The 20,591-nt window shown below is 65.0% G+C and carries 16 protein-coding genes; 7 read left to right on the forward strand and 9 right to left on the reverse strand.

Annotated elements, in window-relative coordinates; all coding sequences use genetic code 11:
* Positions 1-18: 18 nt before the first annotated feature.
* From F812_RS0107040 to F812_RS0107050, 3 genes are all read right to left on the reverse strand, one after another.
* Positions 19-579: a GNAT family N-acetyltransferase gene (locus F812_RS0107040; RefSeq protein ID WP_020085260.1), complete on the reverse strand. Its 561-nt coding sequence runs from the start codon at positions 577-579 to the stop codon at positions 19-21.
* Between the two features lie 40 nt (positions 580-619).
* Positions 620-934, reverse strand: coding sequence for a hypothetical protein (locus F812_RS0107045; RefSeq protein ID WP_020085261.1), 315 nt, complete (start codon positions 932-934; stop codon positions 620-622).
* A 319-nt stretch (positions 935-1,253) separates the two neighbouring features.
* Entirely contained in the window at positions 1,254-2,894 is a 1,641-nt protein-coding gene (locus F812_RS0107050; RefSeq protein WP_020085262.1) for a DEAD/DEAH box helicase, read from the reverse strand.
* A 55-nt stretch (positions 2,895-2,949) separates the two neighbouring features.
* Between F812_RS0107050 and F812_RS26790 the strand changes: the two genes are divergently transcribed.
* Entirely contained in the window at positions 2,950-3,168 is a 219-nt protein-coding gene (locus F812_RS26790) for a hypothetical protein (RefSeq protein ID WP_020665368.1), read from the forward strand.
* A gap of 99 nt (positions 3,169-3,267) precedes the next feature.
* On the opposite strand, the gene F812_RS0107060 is transcribed toward F812_RS26790, so the two are convergent.
* The 3 genes from F812_RS0107060 to F812_RS22955 form a co-directional block, all read right to left on the reverse strand.
* Positions 3,268-3,936 (reverse strand): aquaporin, encoded by a 669-nt coding sequence (locus F812_RS0107060; protein WP_020085263.1) that lies wholly within the window; start codon positions 3,934-3,936, stop codon positions 3,268-3,270.
* A gap of 115 nt (positions 3,937-4,051) precedes the next feature.
* Positions 4,052-5,458 carry a cell envelope integrity protein CreD gene (gene creD / locus F812_RS22950; protein ID WP_020085264.1) on the reverse strand — a complete coding sequence of 469 codons (1,407 nt, stop codon included), beginning with the start codon at positions 5,456-5,458 and terminating at the stop codon, positions 4,052-4,054.
* Between the two features lie 275 nt (positions 5,459-5,733).
* Positions 5,734-6,810 carry a prephenate dehydrogenase gene (locus F812_RS22955; protein ID WP_020085265.1) on the reverse strand — a complete coding sequence of 359 codons (1,077 nt, stop codon included), beginning with the start codon at positions 6,808-6,810 and terminating at the stop codon, positions 5,734-5,736.
* Between the two features lie 271 nt (positions 6,811-7,081).
* Between F812_RS22955 and F812_RS22960 the strand changes: the two genes are divergently transcribed.
* The 4 genes from F812_RS22960 to F812_RS0107095 all read left to right on the forward strand — a co-directional run bounded on the left by F812_RS22960 (position 7,082) and on the right by F812_RS0107095 (position 10,050).
* Positions 7,082-7,909 carry an alpha/beta hydrolase gene (locus F812_RS22960; protein WP_020085267.1) on the forward strand — a complete coding sequence of 276 codons (828 nt, stop codon included), beginning with the start codon at positions 7,082-7,084 and terminating at the stop codon, positions 7,907-7,909.
* Positions 7,910-8,020: 111 nt separating this feature from the next.
* Positions 8,021-8,941: a DnaJ C-terminal domain-containing protein gene (locus tag F812_RS0107085; protein ID WP_020085268.1), complete on the forward strand. Its 921-nt coding sequence runs from the start codon at positions 8,021-8,023 to the stop codon at positions 8,939-8,941.
* The gene (locus F812_RS22965; protein ID WP_020085269.1) at positions 8,938-9,285 is read left to right on the forward strand and encodes a chaperone modulator CbpM; all 348 of its coding nucleotides are present in this window, start codon (positions 8,938-8,940) and stop codon (positions 9,283-9,285) included. The genes F812_RS0107085 and F812_RS22965 overlap by 4 nt, the downstream gene beginning before the upstream one ends.
* 231 nt (positions 9,286-9,516) lie before the next feature.
* A complete protein-coding gene (locus F812_RS0107095; RefSeq protein WP_020085270.1) occupies positions 9,517-10,050 on the forward strand; it encodes a formaldehyde-activating enzyme in 534 nt (177 codons plus the stop codon).
* Positions 10,051-10,152: 102 nt separating this feature from the next.
* Here F812_RS0107095 and parE read toward each other — a convergent pair whose 3' ends face one another.
* On the reverse strand, positions 10,153-12,168 hold the full coding sequence (gene parE / locus F812_RS0107100; protein WP_020085271.1) for a DNA topoisomerase IV subunit B: 2,016 nt from the start codon (positions 12,166-12,168) through the stop codon (positions 10,153-10,155).
* Between the two features lie 328 nt (positions 12,169-12,496).
* Here parE and F812_RS0107105 point away from each other — a divergent pair, with 328 nt between their 5' ends.
* Positions 12,497-13,441: a DMT family transporter gene (locus F812_RS0107105; protein WP_020085272.1), complete on the forward strand. Its 945-nt coding sequence runs from the start codon at positions 12,497-12,499 to the stop codon at positions 13,439-13,441.
* A 7-nt stretch (positions 13,442-13,448) separates the two neighbouring features.
* Here the strand turns inward: F812_RS0107105 and panC are convergent, their stop codons facing one another.
* Both panC and F812_RS25340 read right to left on the reverse strand, forming a co-directional pair.
* Positions 13,449-14,264 (reverse strand): pantoate--beta-alanine ligase, encoded by an 816-nt coding sequence (panC, locus tag F812_RS0107110; RefSeq protein WP_026867920.1) that lies wholly within the window; start codon positions 14,262-14,264, stop codon positions 13,449-13,451.
* Between the two features lie 74 nt (positions 14,265-14,338).
* Positions 14,339-17,032, reverse strand: a complete 2,694-nt coding sequence (locus F812_RS25340; protein WP_020085274.1) for a putative bifunctional diguanylate cyclase/phosphodiesterase — start codon at positions 17,030-17,032, stop codon at positions 14,339-14,341.
* A gap of 284 nt (positions 17,033-17,316) precedes the next feature.
* On the opposite strand from F812_RS25340, the gene putA reads away from it, so the two are divergent.
* Positions 17,317-20,520, forward strand: a complete 3,204-nt coding sequence (putA, locus tag F812_RS0107120; RefSeq protein WP_020085275.1) for a bifunctional proline dehydrogenase/L-glutamate gamma-semialdehyde dehydrogenase PutA — start codon at positions 17,317-17,319, stop codon at positions 20,518-20,520.
* The last annotated feature ends 71 nt before the right edge of the window (positions 20,521-20,591 follow it).

Here is a 20,591-nt window from a genome sequence, read left to right on the forward strand (position 1 = left end):
AGAGAGTTGCAGCACTTCTCAAGGGTTGGCGATGAGATCGCGTCCGAGCAGCAGCAATTCGCGACCCTCGATCGAGGCCGTCCCGCGCTCCAGGAACCCATTGCGCTCATAAAACCCGACATTGCGCATGCCGCGCGCCGTCACGACATGGAGACCGGGGGCGCCCGCGACGCGCGCCTCGTCGGCGAAGGCTTCTACAAGCCGCTGGCCGATGCCGCGGCTGCGCCAGGCGGCATCCAGGTTGACGTGAAGATGCGCCGGATAGCGCTGGGTGAGCGCGCGAAAGTGGCTGAGGAATGTGAGATCGGAGAACAGGGGATCGCGTGCGGGATCCTCCATGCTGCCGATCACGTAGCCGACGAGACGCTTGCTGCCGTCGAGCGCCAGCAGAGCATAGTGGGGGAAATGGCGAAGATAGCGGCCGAGCCAGCGCTCGCGAAACGCGGCTTTCGCTTCGTCGCTGGGGAAAGATTGCGTGGCGCTCGAGGAGAAGAACACCTGATCGAGCTCGGCGATCCGGCTGTCGCGTGCCGGCCCCGGCTCAAGCCCGTCCCAGCGGCAAATCTCGACGTTCGACATAAGGGCGCCGCTGGGTGCTGAAGTGAGCCTCGGCCGGCTGCTATTCCGCGGCCGTGCGAACCGCCTCCGGCGTGGCCGTCGAAAGAGCGGCGGCCGCGGCCGACCAATACCGTGCCTCGGCCTCGGCTGCGAGCCTTTCCTTACGGAAGGCGTCGATCCACTCCCACACCAGGAGGGGGTTAGTCTCCGCGAGTGCGGCGAGGTCGTCCGGGGATTTAGCGAGCACGGTGCTAGCGAGGCGGCGAAGCTGGGCGGCCTCGATCAGGTCAGGAGCCGGAACGTAGTCCAATTCGCGTACCCGGCAGCCCGCGGCCCGAGGGCCGGTGGAAGAGGTGGTGAGCCGATGTTCACGCATGGTTTTGGCCTCCAATGCCCTGTCACAGTAGCGCTGGGAGCGCCTGCAAATTAGGCAGAAGCCGCGATGTCCACAGCTAGTTGATGTTGCGTCGCAAAATTTACTTGACTCGACTTTGTGCAATGCGGCTGCGCGTGTGCGAAATAAGGAATCGGGCGGACGCACCCGTGAGCCTGGCAAGGTGCTGCGCGATAAACAAAAAATGCAGCGATTTTTATGCCTGCGCTGATCCAGAGCAGTGCAGCAAAATGTACGCTTGGCCAAGCCTCGAGACGCCGCAATGGAGCGGCGTCCCGATGTCGGGCACCTCAAGGGGAGCCTATTCCGTGGCTGCTTTGACCGGGCGCGGAGGACGCCTCAGGAACGCCGGCACGTTTCCGGCGAACGCGCTCACCGCGGCCTTGGAGACCTCTGCTTCAGCCACACGCGGCTTGGCGCGTTGCGCAGTCTGCGGGCTTGTGCGCGGCTGCTCCTCGCGCTCGCGGCGTGCCTCGGGCTTTGCGCTATCGCTACGCTGCGGCCGTGCTTGCTGCTGGGGCCGTGCACCATCCCGGCGGCCTTCGCCGCGGCGCTGATCGCGCCCGCCTTCCCGCTGCGGCTTGGCTGCGCTGGTCTCCGAGGGGACCTGCGGCTGATCGCCCAGACCCGGTGCCTGCGGCGCACGCCGCTCACCGCGGGCCTGAGACGGAGAGGAGCGGCGCTCGCCGCGGCCTTCGTGCCGCTCGCTGCCGTTCGCGCGTCCGCTGTCGCGCTGCGCACCTGCCCGCCCGCCGCGGCCACCGCGTCCCCGGCGGCGCTTGCCGGCGTCTGCGAAGTCCTGCTCGGAGGGAGGCTCGCCGATCCAGACGATATCGTCGCCGATGATCTTCTCGATGTCCTTGAAGCTCTTGAGCTCGTCGGGCGTGACGATCGACTGCGCCGTGCCCTCGCGTCCCGCACGGCCCGTGCGGCCGATGCGGTGCACGTAGTCGTCGGACTGCCACGGCAGGTCGAAGTTGAAGACGTGCGAGACGTCGGGAATGTCGAGGCCGCGCGCGGCCACGTCGCTCGCAGCCAGGATGTTGATGTCGCCGTTGCGGAACTTGTCGAGCGTTTCCATGCGGCTCTTCTGGTCCATGTCGCCATGCAGAGCGCCGGCATTGAAACCGTGCTTCAGAAGCGACTTGAGCAGGATTGCCACATCGCGCTTGCGATTGCAGAAGATGATCGCGTTCTTCACGGTCTCCCCGCGGATCATCTCGCGCAGGATCTCGCGCTTCACCCAGTCCTCGCTCTCGCCCGTAAAGCGGAAGCTCTGCGTGATGGTCTTTGCGGTGGTGGCGGGACGCGCCACCTCGATCCGCTCCGGATCGCGCAGGAACTGGTTGACGAGACGCGTGATCTCCGGCGGCATCGTTGCCGAGAAGAACAGCGTCTGGCGCTTCGGCGGCAGCAGATTGCAGATCTTCTCGATGTCGGGAATGAAGCCCATGTCGAGCATGCGGTCGGCTTCGTCGATCACGAGAATGTCGACGCCCATCAGCATGAGGCGGCCGCGCTGGAAGTGATCGAGCAGGCGGCCCGGCGTCGCAATCAGCACGTCGACACCGCGATCGAGCTTGCGCACCTGATCGTCCATCGATACGCCGCCGATGAGCAGCGCTACGTCGAGCTTGTGATTGATGCCGTACTTCTCGAAGCTTTGCGCAACCTGCGCGGCAAGCTCGCGCGTGGGCGCGAGGATCAGCGAGCGCGGCATCCGCGCTCGTGCGCGGCCCGTTTCCAGACGCGTGATCATCGGCAGCACGAACGAGGCCGTCTTGCCGGTGCCGGTCTGCGCGATGCCGAGCACGTCGCGCCCTGTTACTGCAACGGGAATGGCTGCGGTCTGAATGGGTGTGGGTGTGGCATAGCCGGCTGTCGCGATGGCAGCCTGGACTTTCTGGCTGAGCCCGAGCTCAGCGAACGTCTTCGTTTCCAAAAAAATACGTCTCCATAGATCGATCTCAGGGCCCCGAGCGCAAACAGCCGGAAAGATGACCGACGAGGGTCTCCGGGAGCAGCTTCAAGGCGACGAGAGCGCAGGGGAATGGCGGATGCCGCAAGCGGGCAAATACAAGAATTGGGGGCTCGAAAAGGGACAAATGAGATCGAAGCCCCTGCGCCCGAGCCAACGCTTAGCTGGCATAGGCACCCATAAAAATCAAGAAAAAACAGGGACTTTCTTGGTGCTGAAAAGTCGCACTGAAAACTAAACTGTGATCGGCTCAAAACAAACGGCCGCCGGAATGCACGGCGGCCGCTGATTATGACGCTTTTTCAAAGCATTTTAATCTTGCCGGGCGGAGCCCTGCCTACTCGTCCATGAAACGGTAGATGACAGCGCCGATCACCGCGCCCGCGATGGGTGCGGCCCAGAATACCCAGATCTGGCTCAAATACTCTCCGCCCGCGAACAGCGCCGGCCCAAGGCTGCGCGCCGGATTGACGGAGGTGTTCGAGACCGGAATGGACATCAAATGAATGGCGGTGAGCGCAAGACCGATGGAAAGTGGCGCAAAACCAGCGGGCGCACCCGGCCGGGTGGACCCCATGATGACGATGAGAAAGAACGCGGTGAGCACAACCTCAATGAGAAATACGCTCCAGAGCCCCGCCTTGATCATCGAGAGATCGCCATAGCCGTTGGCTGCATAGGAGGCCGGAGCATTGCCGATCGCCGAGAAAACCGCGGTGACGGCGATCGCGCCGAGGCACTGCGCCACGATGTAGGGAATTGCGCTTGCGACGGAAAAGCGGCCGCCTGCGACGAGCCCCAGCGTAACGGCGGGATTATAGTGTCCGCCGGAGATGTGTCCGATCGCACGCGCGGTCGCGAACACGGTAATGCCGATCGAAAGGGCGACGCCAACAATTCCGGCCGCGCCGGAAGGTGCCCCAAATGAATAGAACGCGGCACCGAGAACGGCGCCCGTAAGCATGAATGTACCGATGAACTCGGCCAAAAGTGCTTTGATGTTCATCGCGGTCTCCCCTGTAGTTTTGTCATGGTACTGACAGCATTCCGATGCTCCCTCGTGCTGGTGATGAGCAAGCAGTCCTCACACGCAGCGAATCGGAACGGCGCCAGCAGGGAGATCATATCATCTCGTCGTCGCGCCCTTTGGATGCGTTTATGGGGCGTGCACTGATGGTGCCGAGCCCGGACCAGTCAACCTTCAGTGTTGTGAACATCACGGCGGTAAGCGCAGCGAAGCCGAGCGCGGCGCCAGCCAGCAGCGCATAGTCCTCGAGCCGCAGGATGAGATAGAGAAGTCCGTAGAGCAGCGCGAAAAGCGCGGCCATGATGAGCCCGCTGCGCCCGCTTTCGAGCGACTTGCCCACATAGATCGAGAGCATCCCGCCGGTCGCGAGCGAGGCGATGAGATACGCCGCCGTGAAGCCGAGATGCTCGGCCAGCGAGAGCAGGAGCACGTAGAAGAACACCATCGCGAGGCCGACGAAGAGATACTGCACGGCATGCACGCGCTTGTGCGACATGAGCTCGAGAACGAACACGCCGATGAATCCCACAGCGAGGAACAAGAGTCCGTATTTCACGGCGCGATTGACGAGGCCGTAGAAGTCGACCGGCTGATAGAACGTCACGCCAAACTGGTACTGGAGAAACCGGTCCACGCCGCCGTCCGTCGTCGTCCACTGGTTGGGCACGCTGCGGGCGAGGTGCGGCACGCGCCATTTCGCGGAAAACCCGCTTTGCCCGACCTCGCGCTCGACCGGCAGGAACGCGCCCATGAAGCTCGGGTGCGGCCAGTCGGAGGACAGCTCCACGCGCGTCTCGCGCGCAGCCGGCGTGAAGGAGAGTGAGGACGATCCGGTGAACACGAGATCGGCCTGGAAGGAAAATGCCTTCGCCGCGCTTTCCCCCTCGATCACGGAGGCCGCGTCGTCGAGCTTCGCATGAATACCGCTGAGGTAGTTGCCGGGTATGCCGAGGCTCGGCGCGAACGGCAGCGTCTCGCGGTCATTGACCTTGAGCGTCGCCGCCTCCTTGAGGCCTGCGACGTCGCTCAAGGCGAGCGCGAAGATGGCATCCTTCCAGCGGATGGAAATCGCGTTGGGATCGACATCGGCCACATCCGGCGCGCCGAAGCGGCCCTCGATGCGAAGCGATGCGGTGTAGACGTTCACGTCGAAGATGGAGCGCGTGAGCACGTTGGACTTGCCGTTGCCGGTGATGGTCAGCTCCTCCGGCAGAAACACCGCCCGGCGCTCTTGCGTCTGCTGCACGATTTTGTCGCCGTCTCTCGTCTCGACGCGCACGCTGTAAGGCACCACGAGATAGGGTCCCGTCAGCGTCTGCACGCCACCCCAGGTGCGCGCGATGTCGCTCATCACGGACCTGGAGCGCCCCTCGCGATCGGAGACGAGCGCGATCACCATGAGGAGGGGAATGAGGAGCAGAAGAACGAGAAAGGAGATCAGGAAGAACTTGAATGCGGGGCTGCGCGCGACGCGTCCTGCGGATTGTCCGATATCAGACATATGCTCGCCTTCCTGCTTGATCCATGCCTCGTCCTGGAGCTTTGAGGCTGTCGGAATTGGAGCAGGCGAATTTGAGGCGGAGCAAGGTGCACTCCCGGAGACTCCCGTTATCGGGGAGCAGTTTCACGGGTACGGTGATTGCCGGAACTTAGCTGAACTTTCCTCGCCGCAGGCGCGTGGAGCCGCCCGCCCCGGCTAGTGCCCGCACGTGAGATATCGGCATGCTGGAAACGACGGGAATTGGCGCGTCCATGGCGATACCGTCCGACGCCCGATCATGATAGACTGAGATTGTCTTCGGGCGAGAGCGCCAGGCCAGGGAGGCTTTGCCAATGACGCGGCGTGCCGTGAGAATTGCTTGGGTGGGCGTCGGGCTTTGCTTGGCCGTCGGCGCGGTCGCCGGCCTCCTGACACTCGTCGGCCCGCCCGATCAGCCTTGGCACCGCAGCCTGCGCGAGCTTTCGACTCTTATGGACGTGGCCGCTCTGCTGTTCTGGATCGCCATCTTCGCGATCTATTGGGCGCGCAAGCGCGGGCAGGGCTGAGGCCGTACCCTGTGTAGCGCCAGTCGCGAAGCTGCCCCGCATCGTCTCCGCGAGCGCGAAGAAGCGGTCCTGAACCTCCGCCACGAACGGATTGTCGCGCTGGATAGCCGTGAACACGGCGGCGGCGTCGCTGCTCACCATCCGTGCGGCGGCGAGCAGATGATCGAAGCTCGGCGTCGTGATCGATGGAACCACGCCCATGTCTGCGATCAGCTTTCCGATCATGTGCGTCAGTCCTTGCGCGACCGCCATCTCGCGGTCGTGTTGCTCGGGTGTCCGGACGAGCACCCTGAGACCGAGGCTGCGTAGCCAGGATCGGACATCTCCGAGACCAGCGCCGCGCACCGGGCAGAGCACGATCTTGTGACCGTGAACGCCATCGGCTGCGCTCTGCGGGCCGAACAGGGGATGCGTGCCGACGATGGAAACGCCAGCCGGCAGCTCCTCGGCCAGAGCCGCGGCGGGAAGACACTTCACCGAGCCGACGTCCAGCACAAGTGCGCCCTCCTTCAGGTGCGGAGCGATGGCATGCGCGATGGCGCGCATCTCCTGCACGGGCGCGGCAAGCACCACCACGTCGGCGCGAGCCGCGTCCCCGAGCCCCGCGAACATCACGCTCGCAACGCCGGGCGCCGGGCTTGGATCGTGCACCACCACCTTGCCGAAATGCGCGGCGAGCAGCGGAAAGATCAGCCGCCCGAACGCGCCGAAGCCGATCAAACCGACGGTTTTGTCACGGGGGCGGGCGCGCAGGTTGAGGCGCGACGGCGAAGCTTTTCTCTCGGAGGAAATCGAGGACGGTGACATGAGGGCTCCTGGCAGCAAGGCCGCCAAGGCCACAAAAAACGAATGCCGCCTTGGCGGCGGCATCGTTTCGAACACAATCGATCCGTGCCGCTCCTATGGGGACGGCAGATAATACGCGCGGGTGCGGATCGGACCGGTGTTCATGGCCGTACCCGATAAGACCGCTCACGCAGCCTGTCAATCTGAAGCAGGAACTCTGCGACGCCGTGGCGGTTGCAACGGGGTTTGCGATGACGAGAAACTGCAAGCTCCACATAAAGGCGGAGACGGCATGACACTCGAAGTCTTATCCACGCCGGGCCGCGGCCGCGCGCGCAACGTCGACGTCGTCCTCGTGCACGGCATCTTCGTCGGTGCCTGGATCTGGCAACCGAACTTCATGCCGTATCTGGCGGAAGCCGGCTACAACGTGCACGCCATGAGCCTCCGCGGACATGGCGCGAGTTGCGGGCGTGATCGCCTCGCCACGGCAACCCTTTCCGACTACACCGCCGATCTCATGGAGGTGTCCACGTCGCTCGGAAGGCCGGTGGTCGCGGTCGGCCATTCCATGGGCGGCGCGGTCGTGCAGCATGCCATACGCTCCGGAGCGAGCTTCTCGGGCGCCGCCTTGCTGGCCTCCGTTCCGCCGGGGGGATTGATGGCGGCGAACATCGCCATGATGTGGGCGCGGCCGAAGCTGTGGCGCGAATTATCAGTCATGTTCACGTCGGGTGTGCTTCAGACGGATCTCGACGTGCTGCGCGACGGCCTGTTCTCGAACCGCATCGACGCCGGTGCGTTCGCGCGCTTCGCCGAGAGAGGCGGCGGCGAGAGCCCGCTGGTCGGCTTCGAGCTGCAAGGCATGCGTCCCTTCGCGCCTATGCCCTGGCAGGCGCCCCGCATGCTCGTCATGGGCGGCAGCGAGGACCGTTTCATCCGGCGCGAGGACCTTTGGGCCACCGCGATCTGGTATGGCGCCGACGCGCAGGTTCTCGATGGCCTCTCGCACACGCTTATGCTCGACCCCGACTGGAAGGCCGCAGCCGACGGCTTGCTGAGCTGGCTCGAAACCCTGGAAGCGCGTCCGGAGGGAGAAGCCGCCGCATTGTCGGCCTAGGGACAAAATCGCCCGGCAGGATAAGCGCCTCGTTTACCGCGACCCTGCAGATTGGGATGCATCCGGCCTCCGTTCGGGAGTAGGATCGGGCCGACTGAGAGGCGTCAAAAAATGGCCGATCCCTACAAGACCCTAGGCGTGAGCAAGACTGCCACGGCCGAGGAGATCAGAAGCGCGTATCGCAAGCTCGCCAAGGAAACGCATCCGGACCTCAATCCCGGCAATGCGGAGGCCGAGCGCCGCTTCAAGGAAATCTCCGCCGCGAACGACATTCTCGGCGACCCCGAGAAGCGCAAGCGCTTCGATGCCGGAGAGATCGACGAAAGCGGCGCGGAAAAGCCGGAGCGCCGCTACTATCGCGATTATGCGGAAGCCGATCCGAATATGCGCTACGGCGGCCGCGCGACGTCGGGTGGTGCGGGCGATGCGTTCGACGCCGACGATCTGTTCGCCGACCTGTTCCGCTCGCGCGGCGCGCGCTTCCGCGAGCCCCCGAGCGATGTCCACTATACGCTGCCCGTCGATTTCCTCGACGCCGTCAACGGTGCGCGCAAGACCATCGGAATGCCGGACGGCAAGACGCTCGATATCGAGATCCCGGCCGGCATCCGCGAAGGCCAGACCCTGCGCCTCAAGGGACAGGGCAGGGCAGGCTCCGAAGGCGCAGCACCCGGTGACGCCTACGTCGAGATCCACGTTCTCCCTCATCCTGAGTTCCGCCGCGATGGCAACGATATCCGCTCCGAGGTTCCCATTTCCCTCGGCGAGGCGTTGAACGGAGGCAGCGTGCGTGTCGACACGGTCGACGGCCCCGTAGATGTGAAAGTGCCGAAGCGCGCCAAGTCCGGCACGACCCTGCGCCTCCGCAACAAGGGCGTGCGGCGGGACAAGTCCGGCGCGCGGGGCGATCACCTGATCGAGCTCGTGGTCGTGCCGCCTGAGAACCCCGACGACGAGCTCGCGGCGTTCATGGCGGACTGGGAAGCAAAGCACCCGCAGAACCCGAGGCAGAAACGCGGAGACCGCTCATGATCAGCGAGCAGCAACTCATCGCGCGCATGAAGTGCCTGGAAGCCAGCGTGCTCCGCAGGTGGATCGAGCTTGGGCTCGTGACGCCACATCGGGAGGCCGACGCCTTCGTCTTCGACGACGTGGATGAAGCGCGCATCGCGCTCGTCTGCGATCTCCATTACCGCATGGGACTCGAGCACGAGAGCCTGCCCGTCATCCTGTCGCTCGTGGATCAATTGCATCGCACGCGCCACTCGCTTCGCGCCATTTCGTCAGCGGTTGCGGAGCAGCCGGACGAGGTTCGCATCGCAATCGCCACACGAACCCGTATCGTGCTCGGACGCGATCCGTCGGACGGTGGCTGATCTTGGCAGAGCGCGCAGGATCGTGTTTCCTGCCGCTCTACAATCCCCCGTGTCTGCGCGCCCAATCAAGCGCGCAGGATCGGCGCAAATGCCGATTTCCGCGCAAAGCGGTCCGGCCGCTGTTCTCGATCCGGAAACGCCACAAATCTTGTTGCGCATCGCGGATCGAAGCCCCTTAGTACGCGCGCCACACGCATAGATGGCGCATGAACATATCGAGAGGATCACACTATGGAAATCTGGTTCCGCACGGGCGAAGCCACCGTTCTGGCGAAGGAAGGGCAGGCCACCGATGCCATGCCTGAGGTTGTCATCGGCTCGGTCAAGGGTCCGGTCGGAACGGCCTTCGCCACGATGATGGGGCAGGCGGTCGGCCACACCCGCTTCTTTGTCATTCGCGACCTGAACCAGATGGTTCGCCCGTCGGCCATCATGACCTCGAAGGTCACCATCTCGGGTGCGGCCTACATCGAGCTGTTCGGCGGCGTCGTGCAGGCCGCGATCGGCGATGCGATCGTCGATTGTCTGAAGGAAGGCACCATTCCCCGCGAGATCGCGAACGACATCTGCATGATCATCACCGTTTGGCTCGATCCGCGTTGCGCCGAAGATCCGAACCTCGACAAGAAGGATCTCTATCGCACCAACTACGAGGCGACGAAGATCGCCATCGGCCGCGCGATGCGCCTTGAGCCGAGCGTCGACGAGCTGATTGCCAACCGCGACAAGATCAGCCACTACGCCCTGGCTGGCGTGCTCGACTAGAGCGCTTTGGTCCAAACGGCGAAGGGGACGTTCCGCGGAACGTCCCCTTCTCTTTTGAACGATGCGAGTGCGGCGCGCCGGCTGCTCTCTTTAGATAACGAGTTAGATATCGAGGTCGGTAGCGAAAGCAGCCCGCTCCTGAATGAAGCGGAACCGCGCCTCCGGCTTCGAGCCCATCAGCGCATTGACGGCGTCCGAAATTGCGCTCCTGTCTCCCTCGCCGATCTCCACCTTGAGGAGCGTGCGGTTCTTGGGATCCATGGTCGTTTCTTTGAGCTGCTGCGCATTCATCTCGCCGAGGCCTTTGAAGCGGCTGATCTCGACCTTCGCGTTGGCGGCGAATTCCTTCTTCAGAAGCGCGTCACGCTGCGCTTCCGTCGTCGCGTAGACGGACTTCGCACCGTGTGTGAGCTTGTAAAGCGGCGGCACCGCCAGATAGAGGTGCCCGTTCTCGATCAGCTCCGGCATCTCCTGGTAGAAGAAGGTGATCAGCAGCGAGGCGATGTGCGCGCCGTCCACGTCGGCGTCCGTCATCACGATCACGCGCTCGTAGCGCAGATCGTCGTCGCGGTACTTGCTGCCCGTTCCGACGCCGAGCGCTTGGATGAGATCGGCAAGCAACTGGTTCTGCGCAAGCTTGGCCGATGACGCGTTGGCGACGTTCAGGATCTTGCCCCTGAGCGGCAGGATGGCTTGTGTCTCACGCACGCGCGCGCTCTTGGCCGAGCCGCCGGCCGAGTCGCCCTCGACGATGAAGATCTCGGTGCCGGCCGCCTGCTGGATGGAGCAGTCCGCGAGCTTGCCGGGAAGGCGCAGCTTGCGCGTGGCCGATTGCCGGCCGACTTCCTTCTCGCGGCGCCGCTTGAGCCGCTCCTCCGCCTGGTCGATGGACCATTCGAGCAGGCGCGTCGCCTGCTGCGGGCTGTCCGTCAGCCAGTGGTCGAACGCGTCTTTCACCGCGGATTCGACGATGCGGCTCGCCTCCTGCGTGGCCAGCTTGTCCTTGGTCTGGCCCTGGAACTCGGGCTCGCGGATAAACACCGACAGCATCGCCGCCGCCGTTCCCATCACGTCCTCGGCCGTGATCTGCGCGGCCTTGCGGTTACCGACGCGATCGCCGAACTCGCGCAGGCTCTTGGAGAGCGCGGAGCGGAAGCCGTTCTCGTGGGTGCCGCCCTCGGCCGTGGGAATGGTGTTGCAGTAGGAGCGGCAGAAGCCGTCCTCGTCGGAAATCCAGGCCACCGCCCATTCGACCGAGCCGTGCTTGCCCTCGCGCTCTATCGAGCCCGCGAACAGATCCTTGGTGACGAGCGTCTGCCCTGCGATCTCGGACGCCAGATAGTCCTTGAGACCGCCCGGGAAGTGGAACTCCGCTTCGGACGGCGTATCGTCTTTGATGAGAGCGGGATCGCAGCTCCAGCGGATCTTCACGCCGCCGAAGAGATAGGCCTTCGAGCGCGCCATCTTGAACAGGCGCGCCGGCTTGAAATGCGCGCCCTTGCCGAAGATGGTCTCGTCCGGATGGAAGCGCACCTTCGTGCCGCGCCGGTTCATCACCGGTCCGAGCTTTTCGAGCTTCGTCTGCGGAATGCCGCGCGAGAACACCATGCGATAGAGCTGCTGGCCGCGCGCCACTTCCACTTCGCACGTATCGGAGAGTGCATTGACGACCGAAACGCCGACGCCATGCAAGCCGCCCGAGGTGTTGTAGGCCTTGCCTTCGAACTTGCCGCCCGCGTGCAGCGTGCACATGATGACTTCGAGCGCGCTCTTGTTCTTGAACTTGGGATGCGGATCGACCGGGATGCCGCGGCCGTTGTCGGCCACCGAAAGGAACCCGTCGGCATCGAGCCGCACGTCGATCCAGTCCGCATGACCGGCGACGGCCTCGTCCATGGAGTTGTCGATCACTTCGGCGAACAGGTGATGCAGCGCCTTCTCGTCCGTGCCGCCGATGTACATGCCTGGCCGCCGCCGGACAGGCTCGAGCCCCTCCAGCACTTCGATGTCGGCGGCCGTATAGTTCTCGGACGCGTCGGTGGTCTTGCGGGCGCGGTTGGTCTTGTCGGTCATGCTTTGCGTAAGGCTCGAAAACAGATCACGAAATGATTGGGCCATGCGCTGTCACCCCTGCCTCTCGAAGGCGTGGCCCGGCGGCTGTACGCAGGACGGATGTGAGCGCGGAGCCCGAATCTACGATGGTCGTCGCTTGCCGCGACAGGTGGCACGGAGCGCTGTGGATTGGCAAGATAGGCATGCCAAGGGGCCACAGTGAAACGCATTTTCTCAAGTATTTGAGTGGCTAAAGTGCGGTGCTCGTGAGATTTGGTGCGCTGAAAGGCCGCCCGACGGCCATGTTCCAATATTTTGGAGCACCTCCACCGATCCTGCTATCACCTGCCGGTCCGATCCGGCAGGCGCCGACTGCAATACGGGAAAATAGACGATGGCGAAAGAAGCTGAGGGCGGTTCGTCCGCCTTGGCCAAGTGGGTGCACGTCCTTGCGGACGAGCCGCGCTTCCTCATGCTTCTGCCCGGCCTGTTCTGGGCCGGAAACGCCATCGTTGCGCGCTCCATCGCGGGCGAGGTGCCGCCGATCGGGCTGGCATTCTGGCGCTGGACGGTCGCCGCGATTGTCATCTTGCCGCTCGCCTGGCGCCATCTGCGCCGCGATGTCCCCATGATGCTGGCAAGCTGGCCGATCATGCTGCTGCTCACCACGCTGGGCATTAGCGTATTCAATACCTTCCTCTACATGGCGGCCCACACGACCACCGCAATCAACATCGTCATGCTCCAGACGGCGATGCCGATCGTCGTCGTGCTCGCCACCTATTTGATCTTCCGCGATCGGGTGAGCCCTCTCCAGGCCTTCGGCATCCTGGTGTCGCTGGCCGGAACGCTGGTGCTGACCGCGCACGGCGATCCCGCCATTCTCGCCCATCTCGACTTCCGGCCCGGCGATCTCTGGATGCTGGCCGCCGTGGTGAGCTACGCAATTTACACGGCGCTTCTGCGCCTGCGCCCCGCCGTGCATGGGTTCAGCTTCGCCTTCGCGAGCTTCGGCCTCGGCGCGATGCTGCTCCTGCCTTTCTACGTTGCCGAAACCGTCCTCGTCGGCCCGATGCCTGCGAGTCCGGGATCGTTGATGGCGATCGGCTATGTGGCCGTATGCGCCTCCATTTTGGCGTATATGGCCTTCAACCGCACCGTGGAGCTGGTCGGCGCCAATACGGCAGGGCTTACCGTGCACCTCATTCCGGTGTTCGGAATCCTGCTCGCCGTCTTGCTTCTCGGCGAGCGGCTCGAGGCTTACCACGCGCTCGGCATCGGCTTGATCGCCTCGGGTCTCTGGCTCGCGACGCGAAGCCCGAAGCCCGCCGCACTCTGAAGCCGAACTAGATCGCCACGTTGTCGATCAGCCGGGTTTTTCCGAGCCAGACGGCCGCGAGCACCCGCCCGGGCCGCCCGGAGCCGGGCGCAAAGGGCGCAAGCGTCTCGGCGTCCCGCACCTCGATGTAGTCGATCTTGGAAAAGCCCGCGGCGAGCAGGGCGTTGCCCGCGTCCTGCGGGTCGCGCCCGCGCGCCACCTCGGAGATGACCTTGTGAAGCATGGGCGCGATATAGCGCTCGTCGTCTGAAAGATAGGCGTTGCGCGAGGAGAGCGCGAGGCCGTCCTCCTCCCGCACGGTCGGCACGCCTTGGATCGTGACCGGCAGCGCGAGATCGCGCACCATCTGGCGGATAACCGCGAGCTGCTGGAAATCCTTTTCGCCGAACAGCGCGACGTTGGGCGTCACCGCCGAGACGAGCTTACAGACGACGGTGGCCACGCCGCCGAAGTGATGCGGCCGGAACGCTCCTTCGAGCGGAAGGGCCGCGCCTCCCGCCACGATCTGCGTCGCAAAGCCCTCCGGGTACATGTCCGCGACCGAAGGCGCCCAGACGAGATGGGCGCCCGCCCCCGCCAGCTTGGATACGTCGCCCGCTTCATCCCGCGGATAGCGGGCAAGATCCTCATGCGGGGCGAACTGAGTGGGATTGACGAAGATCGAGACGACGACGCGGTCGGCGATCGCGAGGCCCGCTGCCACGAGCGCGATATGCCCGGCGTGGAGCGCGCCCATGGTGGGCACCAGTGCCACCGTTTCCCCGGCCGAGCGCCACCGTGCGATTTCGGCCCGCAAATCTGTGATTGTCCGGACTACTTTCAAGACCTACCTCGCCTCCCCGTCAGAGAAGAAGGCTGCCCGGGGCTGCGGGAGGTGACGCCGCGCCGGCCTCCGCGTCAAGAGGTCTGTGCGGAGGTCTTTTCGAAGGGCAGGATGGAGGTGGCCGAAAGCTTGAACGTGTCCCGCAAAGACTGCGGCATGCCGGGCAGGGGGCCGCTCGGGCCGCGAATGAGCTCGCCGAGCACATCGGCGCGCACCGGCGGGCTGAAGATGTATCCCTGGATCTCGGAGCAGCCCTCTCGCGCCACGGCGGTGAGCTGTTCCTCCGTCTCCACGCCCTCGGCCGTGATGGTAAGGTTGAGCGCCTGACCGAGCGCGCAGATCGCCCGCACGAACGCCACCGCATCGTCGCGCTCGTCGCTGAGGTCGGAGATGAAGCAGCGGTCGATCTTGATCTTGTCGAACGGGAAGCGGCGAAGATAGGCGAGAGAGGAGTATCCCGTTCCGAAATCGTCGAGCGCGATGCGCACGCCCTGTGCGCGGATCTGCTGAAGCACGTCCACCGTCTGGTCCCCGTCGGAGAGAAGCGCGGTTTCGGTAAGTTCGAGTTCGAGGCAACCAGGGGCGAGGCCGGTCTCGGCCAGTGTGTCCGCGACCAGCGAGACGAGGCCGCCCTTCTTGAATTGCAGCGGCGAAAGGTTGACGCTGATCCGCATGCCCGTCGGCCAGTTTGCGGCCTGCGCGCAAGCGGTCCTCAAAACCCAGGCGCCGATGTCGCCGATGAGGCCGCTCTCTTCGGCCACCGGAATGAACTCCGCGGGCGAGACCATGCCGCGCGTCGGATGGCGCCAGCGCAGCAGCGCTTCCGCGCCGCAGATCCTGCGTGTCGTCGCGCCGAGGATCGGCTGGTAGTGCACTTCGAGCTCGCCGTTGCTGAGGGCCGCGCGCAGGTCTCTTTCGAGCCCCCGCCGCTCGCGCAGCCGCTCTTCCATGCCGGCCTCGAACGCCTTCCAATGGCCCGGCCCCTCGCATTTCGCCCCGCGCAGCGCGACGTCCGAATGACGGGCCAGCAACTCGGTCGTGTTTCCATCCTCGGGTGCGATGGCGAAGCCGACGCTTCCGTCGATCTTCACGATTTGCCCGCCGATCTCGAACGGCTCTCCGACCACTTCCAGGATGCGGTTCGCAAGGCGCGGAGCGTCCTCGGCGGTGTTGTGTACGGTCTGCAGCAGCACGAACTCGTCGCCGCCGATGCGGAACACCATGTCGCCGTCGCCGATACATGCACGAAGGCGATCAGCGACCTGACGGATCACCTCGTCGCCCACCACATGGCCGAACGTGTCGTTCACGTCCTTGAAGCGGGCGAGGTCCAGGTGATGCACGCAGACATGCCCATGCGCCGGGAGCGACGCGAGAAGCCTGTCGAGCTGCGCGCGCAGCAACATGCGGTTCGGCAGGTCGGTGAGGGAATCGTGCCCGCTCAAATGCTCGATCTTGGCGGCACGGCGGCGCTCGTCCGTGATGTCCTCATGGATGAAGATCCATCCGCCGTTGGGGATTGGGCCTGAGGTGACCCGCACGATCTTGCTTTCGGAAAGCTCGCTCTCGGTGGTCCATCGCCCGCCCGAGTCCATCTCCACGCGGTGCTGCGTCAGGTGCTCGTCGAGCAGCTCGGCGCGGCGCGGATCTTCGTTGCGTGGGATAAGCCCCTTGATGGCTCTGAAGTGTGCGTCGATAGAGCTTCCAGCCTGTGCCATCTCGGGAGCGAATCCGTAAACCTCCAGGTAGGCCCGGTTACAGGTTACGAGGCGGCTCTCGGAATCGAACCAAGACATGCCGATCGGCATGTGCTGCAAAGCGGCGTCGAACCGAGCGTTCTGAAGGATGAGCTCATCCTTTCGGATCATCTCCGCCTGCGCATCGCGAAGCTCTCGCACCTTGAGGGCAAGCTCGGAATTGAGAGCCTGGGTTCGTACGTTCGCGGCTGCGAGCTCTGCCGTGCGGTCCGCAACGCGCGCTTCGAGCGCATCGTTGAAGCTGGCGAGCTCGTCGTTCTGAGCCTGGAACAGGCGCGCGAGCCGGTTTCCGTAGATGGTGACGCAGCCGACCACGGAGAGCACGATGATAGCCAGCATCGCCTCGATGTAGCTCAGCTCATGCGAAATCTCGAGGCGCGAGACCTTCTCGGAGGCTTCGGCTTTGCGCATGGCCTCTGCGGCCTTGCCGATGGTGAAATGAACGTAACGGAGTTGCTGGTTGAGCCGCGCGCTGCGCGCGAGCGCAGTATCGATGTCGCCGGCCTGGTACGCGCCGAGCACGCTTCTCGCCTGGACGGCGAGCCCCAGGATGAGATCGTCGATCTTCCGGATGTGGACGCGCTGCTGGGCGAGCAGCCATTCCTCGTCGTTATTCGCGAGCCCGGTCAGCAGGCTGTCGATGTGGTGACGCGTCTCCGTGATGGCCGATTTGAGCTGGGCTGCCTCGCGGGTGGGCTCCTTGCTCTGGAACACGTCGTTGCCGGGAGCGCTGACGCGGCCTGCGAGCGTGCGCAGCTCGTCGATGTTGGCGAGTAGCGCATTGCGCGTCAGCGTGGATTGGACGGCCCCATAGAGCAGTGTGTTGCCGTGATGGGCGAGCGACAGGCTCGCGACCATGACGAGGAGATCGATGGCCGCCAGGACGAAATAGACCCGGTGGATCTTTCCGCTCCAGACACGACGGCGTTTTGTGGGGGCGCCGGAAGCCGGCGCAGGATCCTCAGGTAGGACTTTGCCGACGGCGCCCGAGAACTCGTCCCGGTTTTTCACGAAGCCTCCCTGGCTTGCGGTGTCATCTTATCTTCAAGTCGTAAACAACTGATGGATCATATAAATTTAAGAAATTGCAGGATCAGGCATTCCGCGCCGCAACATGAGGGGGCGATCACGGAGATCGGTCGAGCGGGCAATCGGGCGGCCGAGGCCCGGAAAATACCGCATCATCCGGGGCCGCAGAGGCACGGGGGCGTTGTACAACTCACAGCCAAGTTCCATCTGCTACAGTGCAATGGCCGGAAGAATCAGGTGTGCTCCCGTCGAGAAGAGGGGACTTCATGGTCGCGCTGAGAAAATCCGAGTTCGCTGGTACAACCGCCGGCGAGGTCCAGGTTCCGCCGCGCGATGAGATCGCGGCCCATTACCTTTCGGACGAGACGCGCCTCGTAGGCGGTCTGGTGGAGCGCGCCGTCTTCACAGACGAGGAGCGCCGCCGCGTCTCCGAGATCGCGCGCACGCTTGTCACGGCTGCGCGCGCCGGTGTCGCCAACCACGGCGGCATCGACGCCTTCATGCGCGAGTACGGGCTTTCGAGCGAGGAAGGCATCATCCTGATGTGCCTCGCCGAGGCTTTGCTGCGCATTCCCGATTCCGAAACCGCCGATCGCTTCATCGCCGAGAAGATCGCGGGCGGCCAGTGGGAGCGCCATCGCGGGCATTCCGACAGCACGCTCGTCAACGCGTCGACCTGGGCGCTCATGCTCACCGGCCGTCTCGTGAAGCTTCGGGAGGCCCGCGGCTCCAATCCGTGGGAGGCCCTGAAGCGCCTCGCCGCGCGCTCGGGCGAGCCCGTCATCCGGCAGGCGGTGCGCCAGGCGGTCAAGGTGCTCGGCGACCAGTTCGTGCTGGGCCGTTCCATTCGCGATGCCTTGTCCCGCTCGGCGCCCTACGAGGCGCGCGGCTTCCGCTTCTCCTACGACATGCTGGGCGAGGCGGCGAAGACGGCGAAGGATGCCGAGCGCTATTTCGAGCGCTACATGGGCGCCATCGAGGCCGTGGGGGAAGCAGCCGGTCCCAATCCGCTTTCCCATCCCGATGCGCTGATCGCGCGCCCGGGCCTTTCGGTGAAGCTTTCGGCGCTCCATCCCCGTTACGAGCCCGGCAAGGAAGCCCGCCTCGCAGACGAGCTTTACCCGCGTCTTCTCGCCTTGCTGAGGGCGGCGGAAGCACGCGGCCTCGCCGTCACCATCGACGCGGAGGAGCAGGATCGCCACGAGCTGATGCTCGACCTCTTCGCGCGCGCCTACACCGATCCGGCCCTCGAGCGCTGGACCGGGCTCGGTCTCGCGGTTCAGGCTTACGGAAAGCGCGCGATCCCCACTATCCGCTGGCTGCGCCGGCTGTCGGAAGCGGGTGGAAAGCGCATCCCGCTCCGCCTCGTGAAGGGCGCCTACTGGGACAGCGAGATCAAATGGGCGCAGGAGCGCGGCCTCGCCGACTATCCCGTGTTCACCCGCAAGCTGCATACGGACGTCTCCTATCTCGCCTGCATGCGGCTCGTCCTGTCGGATTCCAAAGCCTTCTATCCGCAGTTTGCGACCCACAACGCCCACACCGTTGCCGCGGCCGTGGTCGCGGCCGGGCAGACGGCCTTCGAGTTCCAGCGCCTGCATGGCATGGGGGAGGCGCTCTACGAGGAAGTCTCCGCGCCCGGCAAGCTCATCCACCCGTGCCGCATCTACGCGCCCGTGGGCGAGCATGAGGACCTCTTGTCCTATCTCGTCCGCCGCCTTCTCGAGAACGGCGCCAACACATCGTTCGTCAATCGTCTGGCGGACGACGAAGCGCCCATCGCCCAGATCATCCGCGATCCCGTGGAGATCGCCGAGCGGGAGCGCCAGGATCCCGGCACCGCGAAACCACTGCCGCGCCCGCGCGACATCTATTGGCCGGAGCGCAAGAACTCGTTCGGCGTGGCGCTGACGGACCGCACCGCGCGCAGGGCGCTTGTGGCGGACATGGAGGCGGCGCTCGTCCACCCGTTCGACGCCGGTCCCATCGTCGACGGCGTGGAGACGATCGGCGGCCCGCAGGCGGCCTTGCTGACGTGCCCGCACGACAGGCGCGAGCGCCTGGGCAGCGTTCGCATCGCGACGCCCCGCGACGTCGATACCGCGCTCGCGAGCGCCGAGCGGGCGGCCCACGGCTGGAACAAGCTCGGCGGGCCTCAACGCGCGAAAATTCTCGACCTCGCTGCCGACATGATCGAGCGCGACCGCGCCCGCCTCATGGCGGTGCTCGTGCGCGAGGCCGGCAAAACGCTGCCCGCGGCCCTGGCCGAGGTGCGCGAAGCCGCCGACCTGCTCCGCTACTATGCGGTCGAGGCCCGCCGTCTCATGAGCGTGCCCGTATCCCTCAAGGGACCGACGGGCGAGAGCAACACCCTCGATCTGCACGGCCGCGGCCCCTTCGCCTGCATCGCGCCGTGGAATTTCCCGCTCGCCATCTTCGTCGGCCAGATCGCCGCCGCGCTCGCAGCCGGCAATCCCGTGCTCGCAAAGCCTGCCGAGCAGACGCCGATCACGGCCACGCTTGCCGTGCGCATCCTGCATGAGGCGGGCGTCCCGAGGGACGTGCTGCACCTTCTCACCGGAAGCGGCGCTGTGGGCGCTGCTCTCGTCAAATCGCCGAAGATCAAGGGCGTGGCCTTCACTGGCGGCAACGACACCGCCTGGGCCATCCAGAAGGCGCTTTCCGAGCGCCGTGGCGACATCGTTCCCTTCATCGCCGAGACCGGCGGCCTCAACGCGATGATCGCGGATTCGAGTGCGCTTCCCGAGCAGGTGGTGCGCGATGCCGTCCGCTCCGCCTTCGACAGCGCCGGCCAGCGCTGCTCCGCGCTGCGCGTGATCTTCGTGCAGGAGGAGATCGCGACCCGGACGCTCCGCATGTTGACAGGCGCCATCGAGGCGCTCGATGTCGGCGATCCCTTCGATTACGCGACCGACGTCGGCCCCGTGATCGACGAGGCGGCTCAGGATACGCTCGAAGCCCACAAGGTCCGCATGCAGCGCGACGGCCGCGAGCTGATCGACCTGCGGCTGCCTAACGACTGCCGCGCCGGCACCTACGTTACGCCCGCCTGCTACGAGATCGAGCGCATGGGGCTTCTCGAACGCGAGGTATTCGGTCCCATCCTGCATGTGGTCCGCTTCGCAGGCGGCCATTTGCCGAAGGTGGTCGAGGCCATCAACGCGACGGGATACGGCCTGACGCTGGGTCTTCACAGCCGCATTGGCAACGTGGCCGATTACGTGGCCGAGCACGCGCGCGTCGGCAACCTCTACGTCAACCGCAATCAGATCGGCGCCGTGCCGGGAGTCCAGCCGTTCGGCGGCGAGGGCCTCTCCGGCACCGGCCCCAAAGCGGGCGGCCCGAACTATCTGGTGCGCTTCGCCGCCGAGCGCGTCCGCACGACCGACATCACCGCGACGGGCGGCAACGTCGGCCTCCTCACGGACGGCGTCGCGAGCAGCGACTAGAGCGGATCTCGCGGCCCGGGCCATTGTCGCGCCGTGCACGGTGCTCCATGTTAAGGTGGAGTGTCCGATCC

This window comes from Hyphomicrobium zavarzinii ATCC 27496 (genome assembly GCF_000383415.1).
Lineage (GTDB): Bacteria > Pseudomonadota > Alphaproteobacteria > Rhizobiales > Hyphomicrobiaceae > Hyphomicrobium_C > Hyphomicrobium_C zavarzinii.

Coding starts and splice junctions, on each gene's coding strand:
- F812_RS22965 (WP_020085269.1), top strand. CDS start 8,938: ATGATCAGCGAGCAGCAACTCATCGCGCGCATGAAGTGCCTGGAAGCC.
- F812_RS22955 (WP_020085265.1), bottom strand. CDS start 6,810: ATGTCACCGTCCTCGATTTCCTCCGAGAGAAAAGCTTCGCCGTCGCGC.
- F812_RS26790 (WP_020665368.1), top strand. CDS start 2,950: ATGACCGACGAGGGTCTCCGGGAGCAGCTTCAAGGCGACGAGAGCGCA.
- F812_RS0107085 (WP_020085268.1), top strand. CDS start 8,021: ATGGCCGATCCCTACAAGACCCTAGGCGTGAGCAAGACTGCCACGGCC.
- creD (WP_020085264.1), bottom strand. CDS start 5,458: ATGTCTGATATCGGACAATCCGCAGGACGCGTCGCGCGCAGCCCCGCA.
- F812_RS0107060 (WP_020085263.1), bottom strand. CDS start 3,936: ATGAACATCAAAGCACTTTTGGCCGAGTTCATCGGTACATTCATGCTT.
- F812_RS0107040 (WP_020085260.1), bottom strand. CDS start 579: ATGTCGAACGTCGAGATTTGCCGCTGGGACGGGCTTGAGCCGGGGCCG.
- F812_RS0107095 (WP_020085270.1), top strand. CDS start 9,517: ATGGAAATCTGGTTCCGCACGGGCGAAGCCACCGTTCTGGCGAAGGAA.
- parE (WP_020085271.1), bottom strand. CDS start 12,168: ATGGCCCAATCATTTCGTGATCTGTTTTCGAGCCTTACGCAAAGCATG.
- F812_RS0107045 (WP_020085261.1), bottom strand. CDS start 934: ATGCGTGAACATCGGCTCACCACCTCTTCCACCGGCCCTCGGGCCGCG.
- putA (WP_020085275.1), top strand. CDS start 17,317: ATGGTCGCGCTGAGAAAATCCGAGTTCGCTGGTACAACCGCCGGCGAG.
- F812_RS22960 (WP_020085267.1), top strand. CDS start 7,082: ATGACACTCGAAGTCTTATCCACGCCGGGCCGCGGCCGCGCGCGCAAC.
- F812_RS0107105 (WP_020085272.1), top strand. CDS start 12,497: ATGGCGAAAGAAGCTGAGGGCGGTTCGTCCGCCTTGGCCAAGTGGGTG.